The 19,711-nt window shown below is 48.0% G+C and carries 27 protein-coding genes and 1 tRNA gene; 11 read left to right on the top strand and 17 right to left on the bottom strand.

Features of this window, described 5'->3' with window-relative positions; genetic code table 11:
• Window positions 1-46: 46 nt before the first annotated feature.
• A complete protein-coding gene (locus DET_RS08855; RefSeq protein WP_080505027.1) occupies window positions 47-523 on the bottom strand; it encodes a universal stress protein in 477 nt (158 codons plus the stop codon).
• Between DET_RS08855 and DET_RS06680 the strand changes: the two genes are divergently transcribed.
• Window positions 465-1,706, top strand: coding sequence for an IS256-like element ISDet4 family transposase (locus DET_RS06680; protein WP_010936990.1), 1,242 nt, complete (start codon window positions 465-467; stop codon window positions 1,704-1,706). The two genes, DET_RS08855 and DET_RS06680, sit on opposite strands and share 59 nt — an antisense overlap.
• 97 nt (window positions 1,707-1,803) lie before the next feature.
• On the opposite strand, the gene DET_RS08610 is transcribed toward DET_RS06680, so the two are convergent.
• Window positions 1,804-1,947, bottom strand: a complete 144-nt coding sequence (locus DET_RS08610) for a universal stress protein (RefSeq protein ID WP_234943805.1) — start codon at window positions 1,945-1,947, stop codon at window positions 1,804-1,806.
• Between the two features lie 649 nt (window positions 1,948-2,596).
• Entirely contained in the window at window positions 2,597-3,001 is a 405-nt protein-coding gene (locus DET_RS06685) for a fasciclin domain-containing protein (RefSeq protein ID WP_010936992.1), read from the bottom strand.
• Window positions 3,002-3,229: 228 nt separating this feature from the next.
• Here DET_RS06685 and DET_RS06690 point away from each other — a divergent pair, with 228 nt between their 5' ends.
• The gene (locus tag DET_RS06690; RefSeq protein ID WP_010936994.1) at window positions 3,230-3,793 is read left to right on the top strand and encodes a glycosyltransferase; all 564 of its coding nucleotides are present in this window, start codon (window positions 3,230-3,232) and stop codon (window positions 3,791-3,793) included.
• A 93-nt stretch (window positions 3,794-3,886) separates the two neighbouring features.
• On the opposite strand, the gene DET_RS06695 is transcribed toward DET_RS06690, so the two are convergent.
• On the bottom strand, window positions 3,887-4,234 hold the full coding sequence (locus DET_RS06695) for a hypothetical protein (RefSeq protein ID WP_010936995.1): 348 nt from the start codon (window positions 4,232-4,234) through the stop codon (window positions 3,887-3,889).
• 362 nt (window positions 4,235-4,596) lie between these two features.
• Here DET_RS06695 and DET_RS06700 point away from each other — a divergent pair, with 362 nt between their 5' ends.
• Window positions 4,597-4,785: an HVO_2922 family protein gene (locus DET_RS06700; protein WP_010936996.1), complete on the top strand. Its 189-nt coding sequence runs from the start codon at window positions 4,597-4,599 to the stop codon at window positions 4,783-4,785.
• Window positions 4,786-4,873: 88 nt separating this feature from the next.
• Here DET_RS06700 and DET_RS06705 read toward each other — a convergent pair whose 3' ends face one another.
• From DET_RS06705 to DET_RS06735, 7 genes are all read right to left on the bottom strand, one after another.
• Window positions 4,874-5,701, bottom strand: a complete 828-nt coding sequence (locus DET_RS06705) for an alpha/beta fold hydrolase (protein ID WP_010936997.1) — start codon at window positions 5,699-5,701, stop codon at window positions 4,874-4,876.
• Window positions 5,691-7,064 (bottom strand): replication-associated recombination protein A, encoded by a 1,374-nt coding sequence (locus tag DET_RS06710; RefSeq protein WP_010936998.1) that lies wholly within the window; start codon window positions 7,062-7,064, stop codon window positions 5,691-5,693. Before DET_RS06710 ends, DET_RS06705 begins: the two co-directional genes overlap by 11 nt.
• On the bottom strand, window positions 7,036-7,584 hold the full coding sequence (locus tag DET_RS06715; protein ID WP_010936999.1) for a hypothetical protein: 549 nt from the start codon (window positions 7,582-7,584) through the stop codon (window positions 7,036-7,038). The genes DET_RS06710 and DET_RS06715 overlap by 29 nt, the downstream gene beginning before the upstream one ends.
• Before the next feature lie 13 nt (window positions 7,585-7,597).
• Entirely contained in the window at window positions 7,598-7,873 is a 276-nt protein-coding gene (locus DET_RS06720; protein ID WP_010937000.1) for a hypothetical protein, read from the bottom strand.
• Window positions 7,874-7,989: 116 nt separating this feature from the next.
• On the bottom strand, window positions 7,990-9,306 hold the full coding sequence (gene amrB / locus DET_RS06725) for an AmmeMemoRadiSam system protein B (protein ID WP_010937002.1): 1,317 nt from the start codon (window positions 9,304-9,306) through the stop codon (window positions 7,990-7,992).
• On the bottom strand, window positions 9,306-10,343 hold the full coding sequence (gene amrS, locus DET_RS06730) for an AmmeMemoRadiSam system radical SAM enzyme (protein ID WP_010937003.1): 1,038 nt from the start codon (window positions 10,341-10,343) through the stop codon (window positions 9,306-9,308). The genes amrB and amrS overlap by 1 nt, the downstream gene beginning before the upstream one ends.
• Before the next feature lie 72 nt (window positions 10,344-10,415).
• Window positions 10,416-11,324, bottom strand: coding sequence for an EamA family transporter (locus tag DET_RS06735; RefSeq protein WP_010937004.1), 909 nt, complete (start codon window positions 11,322-11,324; stop codon window positions 10,416-10,418).
• 129 nt (window positions 11,325-11,453) lie between these two features.
• Here DET_RS06735 and DET_RS06740 point away from each other — a divergent pair.
• Together DET_RS06740 and DET_RS06745 are read left to right on the top strand one after the other, a co-directional pair.
• Window positions 11,454-11,528 (top strand) — tRNA-Met (locus DET_RS06740).
• A 61-nt stretch (window positions 11,529-11,589) separates the two neighbouring features.
• Window positions 11,590-11,814, top strand: a complete 225-nt coding sequence (locus DET_RS06745) for a hypothetical protein (RefSeq protein ID WP_010937005.1) — start codon at window positions 11,590-11,592, stop codon at window positions 11,812-11,814.
• Between the two features lie 92 nt (window positions 11,815-11,906).
• Here DET_RS06745 and DET_RS06750 read toward each other — a convergent pair whose 3' ends face one another.
• The 4 genes from DET_RS06750 to DET_RS06775 all read right to left on the bottom strand — a co-directional run bounded on the left by DET_RS06750 (window position 11,907) and on the right by DET_RS06775 (window position 14,989).
• Window positions 11,907-12,398, bottom strand: a complete 492-nt coding sequence (locus tag DET_RS06750) for a YajQ family cyclic di-GMP-binding protein (RefSeq protein ID WP_010937006.1) — start codon at window positions 12,396-12,398, stop codon at window positions 11,907-11,909.
• 471 nt (window positions 12,399-12,869) lie between these two features.
• A complete protein-coding gene (locus tag DET_RS06760; RefSeq protein ID WP_010937008.1) occupies window positions 12,870-13,586 on the bottom strand; it encodes an AAA family ATPase in 717 nt (238 codons plus the stop codon).
• 230 nt (window positions 13,587-13,816) lie between these two features.
• On the bottom strand, window positions 13,817-14,620 hold the full coding sequence (locus DET_RS06770; protein WP_010937009.1) for a GNAT family N-acetyltransferase: 804 nt from the start codon (window positions 14,618-14,620) through the stop codon (window positions 13,817-13,819).
• A 147-nt stretch (window positions 14,621-14,767) separates the two neighbouring features.
• A complete protein-coding gene (locus DET_RS06775) occupies window positions 14,768-14,989 on the bottom strand; it encodes a hypothetical protein (RefSeq protein ID WP_010937010.1) in 222 nt (73 codons plus the stop codon).
• A gap of 254 nt (window positions 14,990-15,243) precedes the next feature.
• On the opposite strand from DET_RS06775, the gene coaE reads away from it, so the two are divergent.
• A complete protein-coding gene (gene coaE / locus DET_RS06780) occupies window positions 15,244-15,840 on the top strand; it encodes a dephospho-CoA kinase (protein ID WP_010937011.1) in 597 nt (198 codons plus the stop codon).
• Here the strand turns inward: coaE and DET_RS06785 are convergent.
• The gene (locus DET_RS06785) at window positions 15,815-16,723 is read right to left on the bottom strand and encodes an NAD-dependent epimerase/dehydratase family protein (RefSeq protein WP_010937012.1); all 909 of its coding nucleotides are present in this window, start codon (window positions 16,721-16,723) and stop codon (window positions 15,815-15,817) included. The two genes, coaE and DET_RS06785, sit on opposite strands and share 26 nt — an antisense overlap.
• Before the next feature lie 232 nt (window positions 16,724-16,955).
• On the opposite strand from DET_RS06785, the gene rplU reads away from it, so the two are divergent.
• From rplU to DET_RS06805, 4 genes are all read left to right on the top strand, one after another.
• A complete protein-coding gene (gene rplU / locus DET_RS06790; RefSeq protein ID WP_010937013.1) occupies window positions 16,956-17,354 on the top strand; it encodes a 50S ribosomal protein L21 in 399 nt (132 codons plus the stop codon).
• Window positions 17,344-17,598 (top strand): 50S ribosomal protein L27, encoded by a 255-nt coding sequence (rpmA, locus tag DET_RS06795; protein ID WP_010937014.1) that lies wholly within the window; start codon window positions 17,344-17,346, stop codon window positions 17,596-17,598. The genes rplU and rpmA overlap by 11 nt, the downstream gene beginning before the upstream one ends.
• Before the next feature lie 6 nt (window positions 17,599-17,604).
• Entirely contained in the window at window positions 17,605-17,811 is a 207-nt protein-coding gene (gene rpmE / locus DET_RS06800; protein WP_010937015.1) for a 50S ribosomal protein L31, read from the top strand.
• A gap of 79 nt (window positions 17,812-17,890) precedes the next feature.
• Window positions 17,891-18,814 carry a DUF1385 domain-containing protein gene (locus tag DET_RS06805; protein ID WP_010937016.1) on the top strand — a complete coding sequence of 308 codons (924 nt, stop codon included), beginning with the start codon at window positions 17,891-17,893 and terminating at the stop codon, window positions 18,812-18,814.
• On the opposite strand, the gene hisI is transcribed toward DET_RS06805, so the two are convergent.
• Window positions 18,807-19,121: a phosphoribosyl-AMP cyclohydrolase gene (gene hisI, locus DET_RS06810; RefSeq protein WP_010937017.1), complete on the bottom strand. Its 315-nt coding sequence runs from the start codon at window positions 19,119-19,121 to the stop codon at window positions 18,807-18,809. The genes DET_RS06805 and hisI overlap by 8 nt on opposite strands.
• 130 nt (window positions 19,122-19,251) lie before the next feature.
• Here hisI and DET_RS06815 point away from each other — a divergent pair, with 130 nt between their 5' ends.
• Window positions 19,252-19,710, top strand: a complete 459-nt coding sequence (locus tag DET_RS06815) for a GNAT family N-acetyltransferase (protein WP_010937018.1) — start codon at window positions 19,252-19,254, stop codon at window positions 19,708-19,710.
• The last annotated feature ends 1 nt before the right edge of the window (window position 19,711 follow it).

Consider the following 19,711-nt stretch of genomic DNA (forward strand, 5'->3'; position numbering starts at 1 on the left):
TCTTTTAATTTATTTGTTAATTGCCTTGCCGCCCAGGACAAGCAGATTATTCGCTTGAGCGGATAAGCATAATGGGAATATTGGAGTGGCGGACAACCCGTTCGGCTACGCTTCCCAGTAACCAGCGGGCAGCACCGCTTCTTCCGTGCGTGGACATGGCAATCACGTCCACCTTCTCTTCCTCTGCTGTTTTCAGTATAACTTCAGCTGCTCCGCCTTCCCTTAACAGAACCCTGACGTCATACCCTTCGCTTTTAAGTTTGTTTCCAATACTGGCCATATATTCTTTGCCGGTATCTACCTGTTCGTTTACCGAAATAGCGGCAATGGCAGGGTCAGAAAATGCAAACTCCATAGCGGGGTTGGAGACCACATTTATAAGCAGAATCTGGGAGTGTAAAATATTTTGTGTAAATCCTTCAGATGGTAAAATACAATAAAAACCACAATAGGAGGATTTTACTATGGCAAAGAGAGAACGGACATCAGATCGGCTGCCGGAAGGATGGCTGGAAGGATTCATTGAAGCTTATGACATCAAAAATGCAGACGATATCAAAGAAGCACTTAAGGATCTGATTGGCAGCACACTGGAATGCATGATGCAGGCAGAACTGGATGAAGAACTGGGTTATGCCAAATGGGACAGTCAAAACAAGAAAACAGATAACAGCCGGAATGGCACAACACCAAAGACACTTCGCTCTGAATATGGTGAGATAAAAATTGACGTTCCCCGGGATCGCCAGGGTGAGTATGAGCCGCGGATTGTACCCAAATATCAGCGTGAGATCGACGGCTTGGATAATCAGATTATTTCGATGTACGCCAAGGGCATGAGCACGAGAGATATCGCAGAACACGTCAAATCCCTCTATGGGGTTGAGCTGTCTGCAGATCTGATCTGCAGGATTACAGACAAGATATTGCCCGAGATCAGGGAGTGGCAGAATCGGCCGCTCAAGCCCCTGTACGCCATGATGTTCTTTGATGCCATTCATTACCCTGTGCGGACAGAGGGCATGGTTCAGCAGCGTGCCGTGTATCTGGCTATTGGCATCGATCTGAATGGAAGAAGTGATGTCTGCGGCTTATGGATTGGAGAAACAGAAAGCAGCAAGTACTGGCTGAACTGCCTGAATGAATTGAAGAACCGGGGCGTCAGAGATATACTCATTTGCTCTGTTGATGGATTAACCGGTTTTAACGAGGCAATACGGGCCGTTTATCCAAAGACCGATATTCAACGCTGTATTGTGCATCAAGTGCGCAATTCCATGCGTTTTGTCAGCTACAAGGATCTCAAAGAATATACGGCAGATATGAAGAAGATTTACAAGGCGCCGACTGAGGAAGCAGGACGAGCCCAGTTGGACGTGTTTGCAGAGAAATGGGGAAAAAAATACCCTGCAGCCATCAAGTCCTGGTTCGATCACTGGATCGAGCTGAGCACCTTTTTCAAATACCCGCCTGAAATCCGCAGGTTAATTTATACAACGAACCGAATTGAAAACTTTAATCGACGGTTGAGGAGGGTCACTAAAACCAAATCTGCTTATCCATCAGATACGGCTTTGTTGAAATCATTGTATCTGGCTATTTTAGACATAACTGAGAAATGGGGCAGTGTACAGGGCTGGCACAGTATATTGGGGCAGTTAATGATTCTTTTCAACGACCGGATCCAACCGAGTGATTATGAGTGAGGTCCCCCATTTACAGATGAGAGAACCAGCTGCTATAATCAAAACAACAAGGACAATCGTGTATATCAATATTTTAGTTGGTTGTCCAATCATCACTTCAGAGTACTTCTGGAGAATACACAAAATTTCTGACACTACCCAGAATCTGGCTACCCTCGGAAAAGGCTAAGGCCTTAGCATGAGGTAATACTCCTTCAGCAACCTTTGAACCGTCCAACGGAACCAGGATCTTTTTGTACATTCATTACCTCCTGATATTACTGGTCTTTGTATATATTAGCGGAAAAGACCTGCTTTTGCGGTTTCCAAATCCGACTGGATTTTACCTGTTTCTGCCGTTTATATTCCTTTAAACTATAAAATGAGAGAATACTACTCCCCTTCTATTTGTCGGAATTTTTCGGCAAACCAGAAATATACTACCAATCAGTCAAGTGCTGTGATTATAGCAGACAGAGGCACCCTGCGTATACTGAAAAGTTATCAGTACCCGCAGAATAGAATAAGAGAAAAGTTGCTCATGCTTTCCGACCTCCTTAAGATTTACTCAGACAGTTAATGGATAACTATGCCGGGGTAAATTCGGGAACCTTCTCCTATTGGAGAACCAGGGAAGCAGAGAAATAAGAAGTGCCAACAGAATAACCCAATTCAATAAATAATGTCAAATTTAGCCTGCAAACAGGCTTTTTAAAGCAATTTCACAGCTAAAACAGATGTAAAATACGGCACGGCGGCCAAAAAAGCGGCCTTTCAAAGCGGATTATATAATTTCAGGCAAATATATACCGCATTAAAAAAGGACGGCAGTCACCCCCTCCGGATTAACTGCCGTCTGTTCTGCCTCAAGCCGGGTTACGTATGCACCCGGTAAGACCCGAACAACTATATTATTTGGGCGGAAGTAACACTTTGTCAATAACGTGTATCAAACCATTTGAGGTCTCTATATCTTTGGTGATAACGTGAGAGGTATTTACAGCCAGCGTTTTGCCCGAAATCCAAATCTCCACCGGCTTATCCAGAGCCGTATTGGTGGAATAGAGTTTACTCAAATCTTCTACCGTATGCCGGCCGGGTATGATGTGATAAAGCAGCACAGACTTTAATTCAGACTCATTTCCCATCAGGTAATCCAGCATACCCTCTGGCATTTGGGTAAAAGCATCGTTGTCAGGTGCCAGTATGGTGAAAGGCCCTCCCCGAAGAATATCTATAAGCCCAACCTGGGTAACTGCTTTGCACAAGGACGAAAGGCGCACATTTGCCGCTGCGGTATCAACCAGATCCATCATAGCTCTATCCTTTCAGGTTATTTTACCCCTCCACCCTAAGTTTAAGCACCCGGCTGACAGAAAGTAAATACCCTTTAACCCGGCAAATATATTTTTTATTATGTAAGTTATTCCGGCAGACTGTGCCTGCCCTAAGCAGATTACGGGAATACGCACCAATATTTTGCCTTTATTATTTAGAGCTAAAATGAGAAAATATGGCGTTCATCAAAAGACTGGAGTAATAAATTGGATAACAAGACAAAACTGAAACTTTGCCTGCTGGCCGGTGCAGCTGATGAGTTAAACCTGAAATGGGCAAATTATTTTGCCAAACGCGGACATGAAGTACATATATTCAGCCATGACCAGGTAAAAGACGGGACGGCACTGGATAAGGGAATCCGGTTTCACCATCTGCTATTCCCGGTGAAATACCCGCTTACTTATCTGACATTTTTTCAGGCTCAGCTTTCGCTGATGTCTCTCAAACCGGATATTATTCATGCGATAAATATGTCTGATTACGGCATACTGGCCGGTCTGGTCTGCCGTATAGGCCGCTTAAAGCCTATTACCCTGACAGCAGTCGGTACTGATATACTGCATGACGCCCATACCAGCCATGGCTGGGCTATCAAACACGTACTGCCGCTCTCAAAAGTGGTCACCTGTGATACAGACGAAATAGCCCTGGATATGGTCAAGCTGGGTATGAAAGAAGACCATATATTCCTTATGTCCCGCAGCGGGGAACTGGATTTATCCCGTCTGGAAGCTACCTACCTTGCTATGCGGAAAACCCGCCGATAGTACTTCTGACGGTCAGAAACAAGCGCTTTACCCCGCGGATATAAAAGAGGCGGCAGTACGTACTGCCGCCCTCTTAGGTACTACAAAACCAGATTACTTAACTGAATCTTTAAACTCAAGCCCCAGGTGGAAACCCTTGTTCTTTTCCTCATAACCCTTGATGCCCAATAATTTTTCCAGCCAGAGCTTGGTTTCCACATAAGCTTCCTGGGCTATTTCGTGGCGGGGCTGGCTGAAAGTGCCAGATTCTTTTTTGGCTGAGTGAATTTCCTTTAGTTTAGCTTCAATCTCATTCAGCCATTTAGCTTTGTCAGCTGCAGTATCCGGATTAAATGTTTCACCGTTTTTCAGATGAAATGCATCTGTATACATGCCTGCAGCCACTTTAGCATACTGCTCATTTAAAACGTAGCGTGTAGCTTCTCCAAGTGTGAGTTCCATGTATCCTCCTAGAAATCTTTGTATTAAATAACAGCCGCCAAACGAAAACCCGCCAACACCCCGGAGTAACTGCCTGTCTTATATAAGCAAGTACTCCGCCGGCAGACTGTCACCCATTTTTGAACATTATATTATATGCCATACAGTACAATCTCTCAAGACATAAATTAAATATCCGCCGAAGGAATAAGACCAAACCGAAGCCAATACGCATACTGCCAGACTGAACTCAGGATATAACGGCTATCCCCGAAAAAGCTACTTAGGTACCATCAGACTCTAAAATAAGTACTTACACTTATTTATTCACCAATATTTATTTGTTTATAATGGTTTAAATAAATAACTCTGAGGAGGCATTTATGGCATCTAAATTTGAGCTTTTCACAGACAAAAAAGGGGAATTCCGCTGGAGGTTAATAGCCAGCAACGGGCAGACGATTGCGGATTCCGGTGAAGGTTACACTACCCGTGCCAATGCCCTTAACGGGATTGAATCCGTCAAGAAGAATGCACCTGCCGCCCCGATTGTAGACATCAGCCAGTCATAAACCGTTATATATTCACCAAAGAAAGCGGCGGGTCTATAGCCCGCCGCTAATTTTTGATTTACGTACAACCCGCCAAAATGTTTAAAAGTCAAAGACCGTTTTGCCCTAAAAACTCCCGCAGCAAACTGTTAAACGCCGCCGGTTTTTCCAAAGCTGGCAAATGCCCGGCCTGTTTTATTTCCTGGAAAGACGCCCGCGGAATGGACTTAACAAATCTGTCCCCGATGGTATGCATATCAGGGACATCATGTTCACCTACCAGTACCAGCGTAGGTATTTTAAGGCTCAGATAGTCTTCGGCCTCAGGGCGTTTTAATCTTTGTTCCCGTTTACCGCCAACTATTGCCTGATAGTTCTCTTCCAGCATTTTCTTGCACAACCGGTAGACACCCTTGTCTATATCTGCGTCTGTCCGGCCGTTACCGACCAGCCAAATTTGCAGATAAAGCTCTATGGCTTTGGTTTTCTGTCCAAGCGAAATCAGCTCTTCCAGCTGGCGGTCAAGGTCTAAAAATTTTTCATCTGTATTGCGGTAACCGCGCATACACGGGTCTACCAGCACCAGGGCGGAAACCATATCCGGGTGGAGCAGAGCCAAATCCAGCGCATACGTACCCCCTACCGAGTTACCCGCAAGCACCGCTTTATCTATCCGCAAAAGATGAAGCAACTCCAGCACGTCACGGTAGTAGTTAAAAATATCACCGGTAATGACACTCTGACCGTAACCGCGCATATCCGGCGCAATTACATGATAGTCTTTGGCAAATTCGCAGAGCTGGTTATGCCAGGAACGGCTGTCAGTAATGCCGGCGTGCATAAAAACCAGCGCCGGGCCGCTGCCTGCTTCCCGGTAGGATAAATCTACCCCCGGCAAACGGGCTATCTGAGGTGCAAATTCATTTTCAGCTGTCATCCTGTTTTTCTCCTGTAGTTGTATCAGCTTTAGCATTTCCCCACCAGGCACGCAGCCTGTTTACGATATTAAGTTCATAACCCAGTTTACCCGGAAAATAAAAACGGCTGTTCTTGATAGCTTCGGGCAGATTTTGCTGCTTTACAAAGTGGTTTTGATAGTTATGGGCATATTTATAATCTTTGCCGTAACCCAGGTCTTTCATAAGGCCGGTTGGGGCATTGCGAAGGTGGAGCGGCACATCTGCCTGAGGGTTTCGGGCTATTTCCTTCTGGACACTGGAATAAGCCGTATATACGGAATTGCTTTTGGGTGAGGCAGCCAGATAAATAACCGCTTCGGCCAGTGCCAATTTGCCTTCGGGCATACCCAAGAAATGGACTGCCTGCTGGGCGGCCATAGCTACCACCAGCCCCTGCGGGTCAGCCAGACCCACGTCTTCGGTGGCAAAACGGATTACCCGGCGGGCAATATATAAAGGGTCTTCTCCCGCTTCCAGCATCCTGCCCAGCCAGTAAACAGCCGCATCCGGGTCAGAGCCCCTCATAGTTTTGTGCAGGGCTGAAATCAAATCGTAGTGCTGTTCACCGCTTTTATCATACCGCAGGCTTTTCTTCTGGGCGGCATCTTCAACCTGAGGCAAGCCTACTACCCTCCAGCCGTCTTTGTCCGGCGGGGTGGTCATAACCGCCAGTTCCAGTATATTTAAAGCAATACGGGCATCACCCTGAGCAAAACTGCTGATATGCTTTTCGGCCTCCTCAAGCAGTCTGGCATGGTAATTCCCCAAACCGCTTGGGTCTTCCAAAGAACGCTTGAGAATAAGCGATATTTCTTTCTCCGAAAGGGGATTTAAGACATATACCTGAGCGCGGGAAAGCAGGGCGGAATTCACCTCAAACGAGGGGTTTTCAGTAGTGGCACCGATAAGCACCACTGTGCCATCCTCTACATAGGGCAAAATGGCATCCTGCTGGGATTTGTTGAAACGGTGGATTTCATCTATAAAAAGGATAGTCCGCCTGCGTTCAAATTTCAGGCGTTCACGGGCTTCCTCTACTACCCGCCGCAAGTCCGCCACCCCGGCTGAAACGGCACTCAGGGCCGAAAAATGGGCATCCAGACGGCGGGCAATTATATTCGCCAGAGTAGTTTTGCCTGAACCCGGCGGCCCCCAGAAAATGAGCGAGGGTATTTTGTCACCCTCTATGGCCAGTCTGAGGGCGCGGCCTTCACCTATGAGGTGATCCTGCCCCACAAATTCAGACAGCCCCTCCGGGCGCATTCTGGCAGCCAGCGGAGACTGGCTTTTTTTCAGTTTTTCAGCCCCGGCATCAAAAAGATCCATAATTCTTTCCGGCATGTTTACTGGCTATCAAAAGCACCTCATCCGGACGGTTGGTAGAAATAACCAGCTTGCGGTATTTGCTGTTTACCAGGTTTATGGAAACTGTAGGCGTTTTGGGAGTGATACAAACCAGTATCCGCCCCTTTTTATCCCAGGTCATACGCACGCCATAGCCGCCGTAAAAATCACGGTTGCGGCCGTTTATTTCAGCCGATTCCACATCCAGCCAGGGGAAAAAGCGCTTGAAATAACCGAAACGTATATAAATACCTTCGGTAGAAAGGCTGATAAACATTTTGCGCATATTGTAAACCAGCAGTGTCACACCCAGCATGACCAGAGCCATAAGCATTATCAGCCAGTAAGGCACCCTATCAGTTGGGGTAGGCGGGTTGATGGCTAAATACCCCAGCAATGATACCACCCCCAAACCCACAGCCGCCTCAATAATGGCCATAATCTCCATAACCTTGAAACGCAGTTCTTCCGAATATATCTCACTGGCGTAAAGAAGCCGGTTATCTACCTTTGACATAAGTCTCCTGCTATTAGGGTATCCAAATACTCTGGGCGGTGATTATATCTGCCATGCCGGGCAGCACCAACGGAGAAGAAGATTTTGTATAAAAAGCCAGCCCCTTGAAACTGGTAAGGTACTGGTGTCCGGAAACCGGCCAGCCGGACTTAGCGGTAACTATGAGCGGGTCTTTTATCCGGTTAAGCACAGCCAAAAATTCCTGCGGCTCCAGGCGGACTATAACCCCTGAGGCCTTGGTTGCCTGAGCGATGGCCGCGTATGCCCCGGCACCACTTCCGTATGCCATGTTAGTCTGCCTCCAGCTTATAAGCTAAACCAAGAATAAACCAAAGGAAATTGTACCACAAGGCAGGCAAATTTACTTGTACCCGCCCGGCAAATATCCCCCGCCGTACTAAAATGCTAATAATACCTTTGCACCTCAAAACGGTAAAGCCTGACCGGGGCGTCCGGGGCTATGCCAGCCTTCTGGCGGCAAATGGCTATCTGTTCTGACGGGGTATCAACCCCCTCCAAATCAGGCAGCAGCAGCCCCCTTAGGTGGCCGCTTTCCACTATCACCCCGTACTTTTTAGCATCCAGACTGCCCATATCCTCTACCGCCTGGGGCGGGGTCAGCACATCAACACTGTAACTTAAAAACGGCAGCTCCCACTCTGACACAGGTTCAAAGCGGGGGTCTTTGCTTGAGGAACTTACGGCATTAGAGACAATCTCGTCTGCAATATTATCAAAACGGGGTTCAAAAGTGCCTATGCAGCCCCGGAGTTCTCCCAGTTTCTTAAGTGAAACAAAGACACCGGCTTCTCCGGTAAGCTCAGCGGATATTTCGGCTGATGGGGTAATAACCTTTTTCTCTCTGACAAAAGTCTCCACCGCCGCTCTGGCCAGTGCCACCTGGGGGGATTCTTCAGTTTGTTCAACAACCAGCCCGGCATACCCCACTACCTGGTCCAGATGATGGGTGACATCACCGCTGGTCTGGTAAGCCACCACTCTGGCCCGCTTAGCCCCCATTTCCTTTACGGCGGTAAGCATGGCCGCCACCGGGGCAAAACCGCACATAGTTATGTGGTTTTGCTGTATTCTTTCCAGCATCTGGGCGGCATCCAGCTTTATAATAGCATCCAGCGCCAGGCTGTCTTTTTGGTGGGCATCTGCCTGGGATTCATAATGGGTCATATCTGAGGAGGCAATTATTATCGCCTCCCGCCCGGTTTCCCTGAGGGCACTGGCAATGCCATGCCCTATTTCAGCCAGTGTTTCTGCCTTGCCGAAAGAGACAGTCAGAGGAACTATTTTTATATCAGGCTTGAAGTACTGGAGTATCGGCAGCTGTACTTCTATAGAATGTTCATACTGGTGGGCAGACGGGTCTGCCTTTATATGGCGGCAGTATTTCATAATAGAGTGTGCCAGAGTTGAGTCTATTTCCACCTCTCCCATAGGCGTCTGCCAGATGCCAGAAGCCATTATGGCATATTCCGCCCCTATGCCCGTATGGCTGGGGCCAAGTATGATAACTGTCTCAGGCAAGTCCAAACGGGAGGCTACCGCCATGGCTACCCCTCCCGAATACGGATAACCGGCATGGGGCATTACCGCCCCCAAATACCGTTCCTTGGCCACCCCTTTCACTTCCATGGGGGCAATAACCGAACGGATTTTCTCTTTGCTGGCCGGATAATAACGTCCGGCTGCAGACGCTGGTCTTAACATTATTCACCTTCCGCCGGGGAAGAGAGCCGGATATAAAGCTTTGACTGGCAACGGCGGCATCGGTCATTATCCAAACCGCATATTTCGCTGTCATAACCTTTGCGGCGGATAAGTGCCTGTCCGCACTCAGGGCAGCAGGTGGTCTCGCTTTTATGTCCGGGGACATTCCCCAGATATATGTATTTCAGCCCTTCGCCCTTACCTATTTCAACCGCCTTTTCCAGAGTCTCAAGCGGCGTAGAGGGCGTGTTCTGCATATCCCGGCAGGGATAAAAGCGGGTAACGTGCCAGGGAGTAAGCTCTCCCAGACGGGTTTTTATCCAGCGGGCTATGCCGGTAAGCTGTTCAGGGTCATCATTATATGCGGGAATAATATTTGTTACCACTTCCACGTGCATACCCCACTGGGCTTTTGCCCTCTCGGTAGTAGTCAATATTTTTTCCCAATGCTGTATTTTGGATAATTTCTGATAAGTACCGGCCTTAAAACCCTTTATATCCACCCGGAAAGCATCTAAATAAGGGCCGATAGTATCCAGTGCCTGGGTAGACATATAACCATTGGTCACATATACGGTATACAAGCCGCTGTTTTTGGCCAGACGGGCACAGTCCAGGGTATATTCAAACCAGACAGTGGGTTCGTTATAGGTAAAAGCTATTCCCTGGCAATGGTACTCTTTAGCCATATTTACCGCCTGTTCGGGTAAAAGGGTGCGGGAGTTAAACAGCCTTTCATAAGTATCCGGGCAGGCAATCTCCCAGTTCTGGCAGCCGGAACAGTGGAAATTGCACCCCCAGCTGCCCAGCGAAAATACCTGACTGCCGGGATAAAAATGATAGAGCGGCTTCTTTTCTATGGGGTCTACCGCCACCGAGGAAGTACGCCCGTAATTAAGGCTGAACAGAGAACCGCTTATATTCTGGTAGACCTGGCAAACACCCAGGTGATTGGGGTTTATACGGCAGCTCCACTGGCAGGTATGACAGCGGGTTATGTTGTGAGGCATTTTCTGGTAGAGCAGGGCTTCGTGCATAATTGCTCCTCCAACTAGATTATAACACCACCCCCGGTAAAAAACACAGCTTCACACCAGTCTTAACAGGGGTTAATCAAAAAGATTCATGGCGGCAATACCACCCACCGTTAAAACCACCCCGCATATCTGGAGTATCCGCAGCCTTCTGCCGGCAGGCCATTCCAAAAGGAAACCCGGTATCAGGCGTAACAGCACAAAGGCATATACCAGCACGAACAGGGGACGGGTACTGGAGATAGCCGAAACCAGCGAAATAGGGCCGTGCTGGATAGCCCAAAGAAGGAGCAGCATTCCCCCGAACAGAAAGAGTTCATCTAAAACTATCAGTGAATAACAAAGCAGCGGCTTTGTAAGACCCTTCAGTTCGGCGAAAACACTCCTGCGGAAAGATACTGCCAGCAGAAACAGAGCCAGACACACGCCGCTTATCCAGTAGCTGTTCCAGAAGGTAATCACTTCCAGCACGTGCTTGTTTATTACATCAGACCCGGATATAAGCAGCCCGGCCAGTATCAGCAAAACCGTAGTTCTGCCCAGACGGAATGGTCTGCCATTACCGTTTTTGCGGGCAGATACCAGTATGACACCCCCCACCACCGCCAGTATGGCCAGCCACCTGAGCAAACCTATGCTTTCGCCCAGTAAAGGTACGGCCATAAGGCTTACAAAAATAGGGTACGAGTAATAGATGGGTATCACCCGTGAGACTTCTTCAGTCTTAAGGGCAAACAACATTATGTAAACAGAAAAGGCACGCAGAAGACCAGCCGTAACCGCCAGAAGGATAATGTCCGGGGGAGTGCCTTCGGCAAATGGGAATCCCAAAGCCAGAGGAAGATTGTAGCTTACCATCAGAAGCCCTACCGGCAGGATAAAAGCTTTTAGACTGGGAAATCTTTTTTGGAGAAGATGCCCGTCCAGAATATTCACCACGCCCAAAAGGGCAGTGGCCAGTAGAGCTGCAAAAAACCAAGACATATCCGAATGACTTAGTCTACACTATAACAGCATATTTTTAAATGCCTCAGGCATCTTCAAAAACCTTGCCAACCCTTTGCTGCGTTTGACTTTGGCGGGTATTATAACTATACTATCAGGGCATATTGACGCGGGGTGGAGCAGTGGTAGCTCGTCGGGCTCATAACCCGAAGGCCATAGGTTCGAATCCTATCCCCGCTACCAATTCTAAAGCTAAAAGCCTTCCGGAATAAGACCGGGGGGCTTTTTCTATAGGAGGAGAAAAGTGCTTAAAATAGACGGTACCAAAAAAGAAGTGTCCTACATTACGGTAAACTACAAAGACGGCACCAGAGAAACTCTGGATGACTATGCCCTGGTGGGATTAAGCGGGGAGACCTGGTTCAGCCTGCTCCATGCCGAGCTGTCTGCAGATGACATGGTGGAAATGAATAACCACGTAGCTGACCTGACCTATAAGATACGGGATTTTTTGGATAAGAAAAAGTAAGCTTTCAGCTTAAACACTTCCTGAAACAGGCCTATATAAATTATGAAGCCCGCTTTTAAAGGCGGGCTTTACTTGTTTATAGGTATAAAAGTCTAACGCTTCATGTTTACATATTGCAGGGGTACGTCAAAGTCCTGCCCGTTAAGCAGCTGCATTATCTCCTGCAAATCATCAATCTGCTTGCCGGTTATACGTATCTGTTCACCCTGTATGGCAGAATCCAGCTTGAGCTTGGTTGATTTTATAAACTTGGTTATCTTAGAAGCGGTTTCTTTGGTCAGGCCATCTTTTATTTTTATCTCGGTTTTGGCAGCCCCCAGCGAAACAGTATGGGCATCTGCAACATCCAGGCACTTGCTGTCCAGCTTGAACCGGACACACTGCTGAATCAAAGTTTCAATAATAGCCTTAAGTTTAAACTCATCTTCGGCAACTATTTCTATTTTCTTGTCTTTGCGGTTTAAAACCAGCTCGTACTTGGCATTTTTAAAATCATATCGGTTCCCAAGGTCACGCTTGGCATTATTTACGGCATTGTCCATGGCTTGCATGTCTACTACGCTTACCACATCTAGAGACGGCATATTCCCTCCCATACTGCTTGTATAATACCCGCTATTGTAACACGTACCGGATTAAATTTCCGCAAGAAAAACGCTAACAGAAGCTATGCCCGTATATAAATATAAAAATACCCAAGCATAACCTGGGCTGCAAAAATAAGCAGCCGGCAAACCCTTTTAAAACAAAAAAAGAGGCCTTCAAACCTCTTTAAAAAATAAGCTGGTCCTGCCGCTAGCCCGATTACGCTCAGGGCTCCGCCCACGGGAGGGGACCTGGATGATAATTAAGCCGCTCGGCGCCTCAACCGACAGCACCCTGATTTCCCCCGGCAGGACCAACAATGGTTATCAACTTTTTAATTTTCAACCGTTGTTTATAAGTATGGGTAAATTATGCCAGAATTATTTTATTTTGGCAATACTGTTTAAGCGGCAAATATGTATGACTTCTAAATTTAACAAATACACCTGAGACGGATATCCCATACAGGCTTACTGCTCAAAGAAGGGCGCGGGGTTATTCAGAAAATCACGGTATATGCGATAGTACTGGGTATCGTAATACCCTATAGGGGAAACAGGTGCGGTATCAAACGTATATATGGCCGCATTCGGGCAAGCCAGCAGAATAGGCGAATGGCTGACAATGATAAACTGGTTATGGTCTGAGGCGGATGCCTGACTTAAGAGCTTCAACAGCATAAGCTGGCTTTTGGGTGATAAAGCCGTTTCGGGCTCATCCATGAAATACAGGCCTTTTATCTTGTAACGGGATTCAAAATACTGCATCAGTGACTGGCCGTGAGAACGGTTGGCAAGGGAATCCCCGCCGAAGTATTTCAGGATATCCGGCGAAGCCGCTGCCCATTCATCCAGAAAACGGGTAAAGTCCTGAAAAGTGCGCGAATCAAAAAAGGAACCTTTTACCCCGCCTTGGGGCAAACCGAGTTCCAGATAGTCTGAAAAGCGGTCTGCATAGGGGTTATTATCCAGCGTCAGGCGGCTGGTATCTTCCCAGATATGCACACCGGCCCTGCGGCAGATTGCCCTGAGCAGAGTGGACTTGCCGCTGCCGTTCTCTCCAATAAAAAAAGTAACCGGCTTACTAAAAGTTATTTCGGAGGTTTTATGCAGCACACCCAGATTAAAAGGGTAAAGGCTGTTATCCGGAAATCTGTCTGACCTGATTATTACCCTGTCCAGAAACATCAGCGCTGCCTCGTTGCCATAAACAATTTGCTGCCATTGTATGACGCAGGGATAAAGCTGTCAACGCATGCTGCCAAATCAGGCAGGAAATCCGGCTGGCAAAGTGGTATTGAAATAACATCTTAAAGGCGGATAGGAATATATGGGAACTACGGGCAAAAAGACTCAAAGAAGCCAAGCGAAAATACTTTCCTGCCGGAAATAGCGGCGGATTTTGCCGCTTTACTCCCTCAGGGCTGGAGGAACAGCGCCCGGCTGTAGGCCAGTTCAAAACCAGCCCGGCGGGCATTGCGCTCAGATGAAGTACCCGGAGCAGCTACAAAAACCATCTGGCGGACGCCCATTTTGCGGGCAGCTTTCAGGCGGTGCTGGATAAGGGCAGTCTGAACTCCCCGGCGGCGGAAATCCGGTAAAGTGGCATCTCCCCCCAGTTCAGCCATATGCCCCCGGACATATAAAACCCCGCCCCCGGCCGGTTTGCCGTCCAGATAAGCCAGATAGGCAGAAGAATTGCGGCTGTGATAGTTCGGTTCGCAGATAGACTGCATAGAGGGCAGGTCTGCCTCTGCAGCGGAAAAACCCCGGCTGACCACATCCAGCCAGGTAAGGTAGTTATTTTTGTTTACCGGCCAGATAACTATACCCGGCGGCTCTTTTATCTCAAGGCGGAAACTGCTTACTTCATGTACCAGCACACTGTCAAACTGATAAACCGTATAACCCCGTTTGCCCAGCAGATAAATCATATCTTCTTCGGCCAGCGGACAGACGTCCAGCATAGCCTTAAGACCATGTCCGTTATAAAACTCCTCCAGACCGGTCAGGTCTTCTTCAAGTATGCTTTCTTTTAGTCCCAGGCACATTACCCGGTTTATGGGAGATGCTTCTCCGTCATAGATAATAAACGCACCCTTAAACTCACGGACACAGCTGTCTAAATCAGGGTGCAAACGGACTCTAGCTGCCACATAGTCAGCCCGGCGCTGAGCCTGAAGCTCTTCCAGAGAAGCCGCCAAAGACAGGTTAAGGTTCATATACCTAATACTTTAGCCGCTCGGCCCTGTTTCCACAATAACCCGACCCAAATATTTCCGCCTAACGCCCGTATCAAGTCCAAATGGCGGGCAATTCCGGCTGCTAACGGAAATACCAGCCTGATAGCCTATTTGCCCTAAGACCGTTCAGGAAGCTTTGTTCCCCAGCGGCGCCCCGGGTTTACCTTCGCCTGCAGCCGACTCCAGCTTACGAAGTATGCCGAGCAAAATCTTCTCCCTGGCATGCAGGGCTTTTTTGTAAGTACCCGTTTCAGTATGGATTATTTCTACCCGAAGCTCACCGATATAGTTTTTGAGTATACCCGCCAGCATCTCATTTTCAGGCACGGTTAAGCTTTTAGTACTCATAAATCACCTCCCGGCGGCAATTCCGCCCTTCATTTAGGAAGTGCCAACCTATATTTCAACTATCCCACATGGGCCTGCACCTCACAATTAGTATGCATACGTATTTAAAGATAAAGAGTGTCTTAGTTTTGGCAAGAAGATACGTAGGCAAAACCTGCCTGCCAGCGAAATATGAAAATCTGTTCAGGACATCCAAAAGTATTTGAAGCCGGAATTTACTTGACCTGATTTTTTTAAAAGACTAGACTAATTCAATGAAAATTGTAGGCATTACCGGTGGTATCGGCAGTGGCAAGACTACCGTTTGCCGTTATTTAAAGGAACTAGGGGTTAATATAATTGACGCCGACGAGATTGGCCACCGCGTACTCCAGAATAAAGGTATCCGCACCAGGATAACTGACGTTTTCGGCAATGAGGTCATGAACCCTGACGGGAGTATTAACCGCAAGATACTGGGCGAACTGGTCTTCGGATATCCCGAAAGGCTGGAGCACCTGAATAAAATCACCCACCCCCTGATAGAACAGGCCATTGCTTCCCTGCTGGAAGAATACCGCCAAAAAGGCATAAAAGCCGTAGCTATAGAAGCCCCCCTGCTGGTAGAGGCCGGCTGGTTAAAGCTGGTAAATGAAGTCTGGCTTATTACCGCTCCCAAAGAAAGCATTTTCAAACGGCTGCGCAACCGTATGGGGCTGAGCCGCGAGCAGGTTATGGCCCGTATCCAGTCCCAGGCCACTGATAATGAACGCCTCAAATACGCAAGTATTGTCATAAACAACAACTGCCGCTTTGAAGACCTGAAAAGCTGTGTGCAGCTGCTGGCTAAGGAACGGCTGGAGCTGGCTTAAGGTAATCAAGCCCTTCCGAAAGAGGCTTGGGGTCAAAGCCGAACTCTGTCTTTACGGCATCTTCGGCAGTTATATTGTCTACCGACAAAGCTTTCAACTCCGGCAGAGTAATGGGCGGGTTGGAACTGGTGCGTTCCATCAGCCAGACCAGCGGACGCATTAAACCCACCGGTACATGCAAACGGGGCTTTTTTACCCCCATAGCCTGCATCACCGCCAAAAGAACCTCATCATAAGTAAATATCCGGGGTCCGCCAATCTGTACGCTCTGATGTATCTTTTCCCCGTCCAGCATTTTCAGCAGGCAGCTGACCACGTCCTCCACCCAAATGGGCTGAAGGCGGGTTTTGCCGTTTCCGGCAACCGGGGCAAGTAAGGGATAGGGCTTAAATGAACGGATAAGGGCAGTTATAAAACCTGCTCCCTGCCCGAACATGACCGAAGGCTTTAAAATGCTGTAATCCAGACCGGACTTACTGACCGCTTCTTCAGCCAGATACTTGGAATGGAGGTAAGTAAAACGGGGGTCGGCACTGGCACCCAGTATCCCCATGTGAATAAATCTTTTCACCCCGTTTTGGTCAGCCGCCGCCAGCATGTTTTTTGTGCCCTCTATATTTACCTTCTCAAAGGTAATATCTTTATTTTCACGCAGTATGGCCACCAGATGGATTACGGCAAAGATATCTTTCATACTCTCCATAAGCACCGGCAGGTCATTTACCGTACCATACACAAACTCCACTCCGGGGGTTTTTACCCGTTTGGCTTCGGCCTCATTCATAACCAGCAGACGGATTTTAAAGCCGTTTTCAGCCAGCCGGGGCAGCAAATGCCCGCCTACAAAACCGCTGCCGCCGCTGACAAATACTCTGTTAGTCATTTTGCCCCTCCTTCGCCGGATACTCTGAGTATAACTCCACAGGCCAACCGAAATGTATATCCCCCCAAAAGAAATTTTTGCTAATTTGGCGGTTTTAAGCTAAATTATAGGGGTAAATATGGCAGGGGTTCTTGACAAGAGCCGCTCTAACATATTATTTTTAGAAGGTTTTGTTTAAAAGCCAGGTGGCTTTGCGTTTTAATATATTCTACTGTATAATATTGCTTTGCTTTTGGGAGGTGTCAACATTTACGCCATAATTGAATCCGGTGGAAAACAATACAAGGTAACACCCGGCCAGCTGGTTGAAGTGGATTTGTTTGACCTGGCTGAGGGTGACAGCATTGAACTGGACAAGGTTCTGATGCTTAATGACGGTGAAACCGTTACTATAGGCTCCCCCACTGTTCCGGGTGCCAAGGTAACTGCCACTGTTGCCGGCCATATCAAGGGTGACAAGGTCTTTGCTTACCGTTTCAAGGCTAAATCCCGCAATCACAAGAAAACGGGACATCGCCAGCTGTACACTGTACTGACTATAGGTGAGATTCTGACCGGCGGGGCTGCCGAAAAGCCTGCCCGCAAGCCCAGAGCCAAGAAAACTAACGAGGTAACTACAGATGGCGCATAAAAAAGGTGCGGGTTCTACAAAGAACGGACGTGATAGCAAGCCCAAAATGCTGGGCGTAAAACGTTTTGCCGGTGAAAAAGTGCACTCAGGGACAATTATTGTCCGCCAGAGAGGCACCCGCATTCACCCCGGTGAAAATGTGGGGCTGGGGCGTGACTATACCATCTTCGCCACCTGCGAGGGTGTGGTGAAGTTTGAGCCCACCACTAATGACAGGAGGAAAGTCAGCGTAGTTGCTGACTAAGGCCGTATGAAGGAAAAAATACACCCTAAATATAATACCGCCACCAACGTAAGCTGTGCCTGCGGCAACACTTTTACAGTGGGTTCTACCAAAGACAGCATCAAGGTAGAGCTTTGTGCCCAGTGCCACCCCTTCTACACCGGTGAGAAAAGAATGGTTGACACCGCCGGACGGGTGGAGAAATTCCGCCAGCGTTACGGCAACAAAACCTAAGCATTTACCATTTAAAAATGCGATAATAAAAGGAGCGGTACTAAAAGCCGCTCCTTTTTGTTTATGACGGAGTAGTATATTGGCAGAAAAATTTTATTACGGCGGACAGGCGGTACTTGAAGGGGTAATGATGCGCGGCCAGAAAAACCTGGTCACTGCGGTACGCAACCCCGGCGGTGAAATCACCACCGAAGTAAGACCCCTGCATTCGCTTTATACCAGCAAATGGCGCAAAATGCCCGTGATACGGGGGGCTATTGTGCTTATTGAGAGCATGATTCTGGGCATTCAGAGCCTTATATATTCGGCCAATATAGCCCTTAAGGAAGAGGAAGAAGAACTTTCGGGCGGGCTTTTGTGGCTGATGCTTTTGGTGTCACTGGGTTCCAGCGTAGCCCTTTTCTTTCTGGCGCCCTTGTTCATCACTAACCTTATGAGTTCCTTTTTGGAATCAGCCGTTTTGTTTAACCTGATTGAGGGTATAGTAAGGCTGGTGATATTTGTCATTTATATAAAACTGGTCACCCTGACACCGGATATCAAACGGGTTTTCGGCTACCACGGGGCGGAACATGCCACCATAAACGCCTTTGAGGCCGGTGTGCCGCTTGAACTGGAAAGGGCTGCCGAAATAAAAACTTACTCTACCGCCCACCTCCGCTGCGGCACCAGCTTTCTGCTGGCGGTAATGGTAATAGCCATACTGGTATTCAGCCTGATAGGCAAGCCTGCCTTTGCGGTTATGTTTGCTTCCCGGATAATACTGGTGCCGGTAATTGCAGCCTTAAGTTATGAATTTACCCGTTTCAGCGCCGGACACTGCCACAACCCGGTAGTCCGCTTTTTGATTAAACCGGGCCTGGCTTTGCAGTCACTGACTACCCGCCAGCCGGATATAAAGCAAATCGAGGTTGCCATCACCGCCCTTAAAAAGACAGTTGAGATGGACAACCCCGATTATATTCCCCAAAAAGCCTGCCCTGAGTGCGAAGCGGCTACTTAAGCTCTACCGGTGTGAAAAAGCAGCTGCGGTTGCCGGTGTGGCAGGTGGGACCCATAGGTTCAGCCTTTACCAGTACGGCATCCTTGTCACAATCAATATACATTTCCTTGACAATAAGCTTGTTGCCGGAGGTAGCGCCTTTGTTCCAGAGTTCCTGGCGGCTACGGCTGTAAAACCAGACACTGCCGGTTTCTTGAGTGAGCTTGAAGGATTCGGGGTTCATATAGCCCAGCATCAGCACCGTGCCATCCTTCACATCCTGTACTATAGCGGCTATAAGCCCTTTGTCGTCCAGTTTGAGTTCCATTTGAATACATTATCTCCCGTTTTTATTTTTGCGTAGAAAATGTTATTTTATCAGGAATTGGTTTAAAGTGCATCTTGTAAGTGATATTAAACGTACAAGATAAGTATACATCAAAACACGGGGGTAAATTTTGGAGGAAACACTTCGCATCCGCCGGGCAGACAGCCGTGATACAAATACTATTGCCGGTTTTAATGCATCTATGGCACAGGAAACTGAAAACAAGGCACTGGATAAAGACGCTACCCTGAAAGGGGCAGCCTATCTTTTCGAAAACCCCGGATACGGCTTTTACCTGATAGCCGAGTGTAACGGGGAAACCGCCGGTTCGCTTATGGTTACCTACGAATGGAGTGACTGGCGGAATAAATTTTACTGGTGGGTGCAAAGCGTATATATAAAGCCCGAATTCCGCCGCCAGGGTATCTTCCGGGCTATGTATGAAAATCTGACCGCACAGGCTAAAGAAGCAGGCAATGTCTGCGGCCTGCGTTTATATGTAGAGAAAGAAAACAAACGCGCCCAAGCCACCTATGCCGAACTGGGCATGACCCCCAGCCATTACCTGATGTATGAAACAGATTTCTAAG

This window comes from Dehalococcoides mccartyi 195, assembly GCF_000011905.1.
Classification (GTDB): domain Bacteria; phylum Chloroflexota; class Dehalococcoidia; order Dehalococcoidales; family Dehalococcoidaceae; genus Dehalococcoides; species Dehalococcoides mccartyi.